Source organism: Cuspidothrix issatschenkoi CHARLIE-1, from assembly GCF_002934005.1.
Taxonomy (GTDB): Bacteria; Cyanobacteriota; Cyanobacteriia; order Cyanobacteriales; family Nostocaceae; genus Cuspidothrix; species Cuspidothrix issatschenkoi.
The window spans coordinates 1-4,496 of record NZ_PGEM01000127.1; the positions used below are offsets into that span (position 1 = coordinate 1).

Annotated in this window: 5 protein-coding genes and 1 pseudogene; 5 read left to right on the forward strand and 1 reads right to left on the reverse strand. The window is 37.2% G+C overall.

Annotation, left to right across the window (positions count from 1 at the left end):
• The 5 genes and pseudogenes from CUN59_RS21515 to CUN59_RS16110 form a co-directional block, all read left to right on the forward strand.
• A pseudogene (locus CUN59_RS21515) lies at positions 1-432 on the forward strand (hypothetical protein); the annotation flags it as partial.
• Positions 422-1,204 (forward strand): energy-coupling factor ABC transporter permease, encoded by a 783-nt coding sequence (locus tag CUN59_RS16095; protein ID WP_096662877.1) that lies wholly within the window; start codon positions 422-424, stop codon positions 1,202-1,204. The pseudogene CUN59_RS21515 and the gene CUN59_RS16095, both read left to right, overlap by 11 nt.
• Positions 1,191-1,493 (forward strand): energy-coupling factor ABC transporter substrate-binding protein, encoded by a 303-nt coding sequence (locus CUN59_RS16100; protein ID WP_039204921.1) that lies wholly within the window; start codon positions 1,191-1,193, stop codon positions 1,491-1,493. Before CUN59_RS16095 ends, CUN59_RS16100 begins: the two co-directional genes overlap by 14 nt.
• The gene (cbiQ, locus tag CUN59_RS16105; RefSeq protein ID WP_039204919.1) at positions 1,490-2,302 is read left to right on the forward strand and encodes a cobalt ECF transporter T component CbiQ; all 813 of its coding nucleotides are present in this window, start codon (positions 1,490-1,492) and stop codon (positions 2,300-2,302) included. The genes CUN59_RS16100 and cbiQ overlap by 4 nt, the downstream gene beginning before the upstream one ends.
• Positions 2,277-3,107, forward strand: a complete 831-nt coding sequence (locus tag CUN59_RS16110; protein ID WP_039204917.1) for an energy-coupling factor ABC transporter ATP-binding protein — start codon at positions 2,277-2,279, stop codon at positions 3,105-3,107. Before cbiQ ends, CUN59_RS16110 begins: the two co-directional genes overlap by 26 nt.
• Positions 3,108-3,200: 93 nt before the next feature.
• Here CUN59_RS16110 and feoB read toward each other — a convergent pair whose 3' ends face one another.
• Positions 3,201-4,436, reverse strand: coding sequence for a ferrous iron transport protein B (feoB, locus tag CUN59_RS16115; protein WP_243406969.1), 1,236 nt, complete (start codon positions 4,434-4,436; stop codon positions 3,201-3,203).
• Positions 4,437-4,496: the final 60 nt, after the last annotated feature.

Below are 4,496 nucleotides of genomic sequence, written 5' to 3' on the forward strand. Positions count from 1 at the left end.
AGGGTGCGGAATGTGGGTTATACTAAATTTCGAGATGAACTAAATCTTTCTAGACTTGTCCCTAGCCCTATCACGGGTAGTCCTCCAGAAAAATTAGCACAATTATGTAATAGAGTTTTGGAACATCAAATCTCTATTTCACCTTGTTTTGATGCAGTTTTAATTGATGAAGGTCAAGATTTAGTAGTTGATCAGCAATACAAATTTGAGGATCACCAACCCATTTACTGGTTAGCATGGCAGTCATTACGACCTATTTCTTCTGATGAACAACATCTACGCCGTTTGTACTGGGCTTATGATGAATCGCAAAGCCTTGATGCACTCATTGCTCCAAAATATAAAGTTGTATTTGGAGATAATTTAGCAAAACAGCTTACAGCATTCGGTCCTTCTTACAAAGGAGATCTGCGAGGTACAGATGATATCTAGAAAAAAACCGGGGTTAGTTAGTCTAATCCTCATAGCTGTTATTAGTTTTTACTTAGTAGTTAATTTTCCCAAACCTGCTTACGCAATGCACATTATGGAAGGTTTTTTACCTGTGCAATGGGCTATTTTTTGGTGGGTTGTGTCACTACCATTTTTTGTTTTAGGGTTGCGGAGTCTGACTCGCATTACCCAAGCTAAACCGGAATTGAAACTTTTGTTAGGTTTGGCTGGTGCTTTTACTTTTGTCCTGTCAGCGTTAAAAATTCCCTCTGTCACAGGTAGCTGTTCTCACCCCACAGGAACAGGTTTGGGTGCGGTGTTATTTGGACCTTTGACTATGACAGTTTTGGGTAGTTTGGTATTGTTATTTCAAGCTTTGTTATTGGCACATGGCGGTTTAACTACTTTGGGTGCAAATACTTTTTCAATGGCGATCGCTGGACCATTTGCCGCCTACTGGATCTATAATCTCACAATGGGGCTGAGTGGTAAACAAAGAATCGCCATATTTTTAGCCGCCGCATTGGCAGATTTACTTACTTACATTATCACTTCAATCCAACTTGCTTTGGCTTTTCCTGCACCTGTGGGTGGATTTATCGCTTCATTGATTAAGTTCGCGGGAATTTTTGCTATTACTCAAGTACCCTTAGCAATTAGTGAAGGATTATTGACTGTTTTGGTGTGGAACTGGCTGCAATCTTATAATCCTCAAGAATTGGAACTTTTACGATTAATCAAGGGTAAAAATCAAAGTCATGAATCAATCTAAAACAACCTTAAATAACTGGTTTTTAATATTAGCCGTTTTAGCTTTAGCCGTTGCACCTTTAATATTTGTCCGCGGAGCAGAATTTAGTGGTGCAGATGGTGAAGCAGAAAAAGCTATTACAGAAATCCAACCTGAATACAAACCTTGGTTTAAATCATTTTTTGAACCAGCTAGTAGTGAAATTGAAAGCTTATTATTCGCATCGCAAGCGGCTTTAGGTGCGGGAGTAGTTGGTTATGCAATTGGTGTATATAAAGGACGTTCCCAGCAACAAAAACGTGAAGAATGAGTCTACAATTAGATACTTTAGCTTATACCAATCAACTGCGAAAATTACCACCAGAACATAAACTAATTTTTGCATTTACGACTCTGATTATTTCTCTTTGTAGTCATCCCTTAGTACAAATTTTAATGGTACTTTGGATGACTGTTTGGATAGTAATCTATGCAAGGATTCCGGCTGGTGTTTATTTGCGATTGTTAATGTTTACCATAGTTTTCTGTTTGACAAGTTTACCAGCATTAATGGTAAATGGAGTTGCAATTACTAATTTGCAAATCGTCCAATTAGATTCATGGTATGGACTGACTTTTGGGCAGTTATATATTTATGTTAGCCGTAGTGGTAGCATTCAAGCATGGGGAATTTTAACTAGAGCAATAGCTTCTACATCTTGTTTATATTTTCTCATGTTAACTGTACCTTTCACAGAAATATTACAAACTTTACGTTGGTTGAAATTTCCAGCACTTTTAACCGATTTATTATTACTAATGTATCGGTTTATTTTCATTTTGCTTAAAACAGCTAATGAATTATTAACAGCACAAAATTCTCGTGGTGGCTACCGCACTTGGTATACTAGCATGAAAAGTTTAGTATTATTAATCGGACAATTATTACAGCGAACCTTACAACAATATAGTCAGTTTTCCCTGGGATTACAAGCACGAGGTTTTGCTGGTGAATTACGATTTTGGCATCCCCGCCGCTATCATTCATCTCCACGATATACCATTGAAGCAATTTGTGGCTGTGTAGTATTAATAGGATTAGAAATTTGCCGAAATGCAGGAATATTTACTCGAATTTGAGCAAGTATATTACACCTATCCAGGTTCAGAAAGGCTACAGCAACCAGCTTTGAATGGTTTAACAATGAGGATTCCCTATGGGAAAAAATGTGCCTTAATTGGTCAAAATGGTTGTGGTAAAACCACCCTTTTCTTATTAGCCAATGGTTTATATAAACCTAATTCTGGTACTATTAGTTGGTGTGGAAAACCGTTAATTTATAATCGTCATTATTTAAGTCAAATTAGGCAAAAAGTCGGTTTAGTATTTCAAGATCCAGAACAACAATTAGTAGCTTCTACAGTTGAAGAAGATATTTCTTATGGTTTGTGTAATTTAGGTTTACCCACAGTAGAAATTAAACAGCGAGTAGAACAGGTATTAAGTGAATTTCAACTAACTAATTTAGCAGAAACACCAGTACATCATCTCAGTTTAGGACAGAAAAAACGAGTTTCTATTGCTGATGTTATGGTATTACAACCGCAACTTTTAATATTAGATGAACCAACGGCATATTTAGATATTAAACATACTCGTAATCTGATGAAAACTCTCAAGGACATTCATCAACATGGTAAGACTTTATTAATAGCAACCCACGATTTAGATTTAGTCTATCGCTGGGCAGATTGGGTTTTTGTCATGGATAAAGGACAATTGATGCTAGAAGGAACACCAGAAGATGTATTTAGCCAAAAGACACTTTTGGAGGAATTAGAATTGGGTATACCATTAATATATGAAATGTTAGTTAATGGTTTATCTCCTGAAGAAGGAATAATTATAGAACGAGTCCGACAACAAATATTAGAAGATGGTTGAAAATTTAGCTAACCGTAATATATTTTTGTAGATAAATTGTAGGTTGGGTTAAGCGACATAGCAACCCAACAAAATTCCGAAAATGTTGAAAAATTAAAATCCTAAAGCCCTCGCACTTTGATAGAAAATAAAACTTGTTACCCAAGCTAAACCAACAGACCAAGCCACCGATATAACTGCAAATTTCCAACTTTTAGATTCACTTTTGAGGACGGCAACAGTTGACAAACAAGGAACATAAAGGAGAGTAAATAACATGAAACTATAAGCCTGTACCCAATCTATTTGATGGGCGATCGCACCCATTAAATCTGCCCCCTCAGACTTACCATAAATGACCGCTAAACCACCTAAAACAATTTCTTTAGCAATAAAGCCAAAAATCAGTGCCACAGCCAATTGAGGATTAATTCCAATGGGTGCTAATAATGGTTGTGTGGCTTGACCAATCATTCCTGATAATGTTTGGGAACTGGCAATTGGGACACCAAAAGGCAAATTATTTAATAACCAAATAGCCACCACACCAAAGATAATAAACCGATTTGACCACTTTAAAAAATGCCTAATTTCTCCCCAAGCACGTAACCACATTTGCTTGATGGTGGGAAAGCGATAAGGTGGTAATTCTAATACCAATGGTTCTTTATTCGGATATCTGCCTCTAAACAAAAATGCCGTCAAGATAGCTGCGACAAAACTAAATAAATACAAACTAAATAAAACTACAGGTGCAATGTGAGGAGAAAATAAAGCTGTAGTCATGAAAATAAATACATTCAGTCGCGCTGAACACAAAGAAAAGGGAATGACGAGCATGGAAAGCATTCGCAAACCAGGGGAACGCATGACTCTTGTCCCCATAATTGCGGGAACATTACAGCCAAATCCCATTAATGACATCACAAAAGAACGACCATCTAATCCCAGTCGTTCCATAAAAGCATCCATCAAAAATGCCGAGCGTGATAAATATCCGCTATCCTCAACAATAGCCATGCAGAAGAAAAATAACAAAATTACGGGGATAAAAGCCGCAACTGTTCCCATACCACCATAAATACCGTCAATTAGGAAACCTTTCAAAAACGGTGGTAAACCCCCTAATAGTGGTTCTAATGCTGCTACTTTAAACCAGTCCAGGATATTTCCCAAAAACTCTTGCATAGGTGTTCCCAAGGCATATACTACCTGGAACATCAAAAACATGGTTGCAAAAAACAGCGGTAAGCCGAAAACTGGATGTAAGAGAATTCTATCTAAGCGTGTTGTTAGGTTTTCCTGAACTTGTGCTGGAGTATAAACTGCATCTTGTAATAAACTGCTCATTTCTGAGGTGATTTTACTATCGCACGCAGAACACTGTTCTAACTCACATTCCGCACCCTA

What these genes read in the sequence shown, in the direction of transcription:
- feoB (WP_243406969.1), bottom strand. Translation starts at nt 4,436, where the DNA reads ATGAGCAGTTTATTACAAGATGCAGTTTATACTCCAGCACAAGTTCAG.
- CUN59_RS16100 (WP_039204921.1), top strand. Translation starts at nt 1,191, where the DNA reads ATGAATCAATCTAAAACAACCTTAAATAACTGGTTTTTAATATTAGCC.
- CUN59_RS16095 (WP_096662877.1), top strand. Translation starts at nt 422, where the DNA reads ATGATATCTAGAAAAAAACCGGGGTTAGTTAGTCTAATCCTCATAGCT.
- cbiQ (WP_039204919.1), top strand. Translation starts at nt 1,490, where the DNA reads ATGAGTCTACAATTAGATACTTTAGCTTATACCAATCAACTGCGAAAA.
- CUN59_RS16110 (WP_039204917.1), top strand. Translation starts at nt 2,277, where the DNA reads ATGCAGGAATATTTACTCGAATTTGAGCAAGTATATTACACCTATCCA.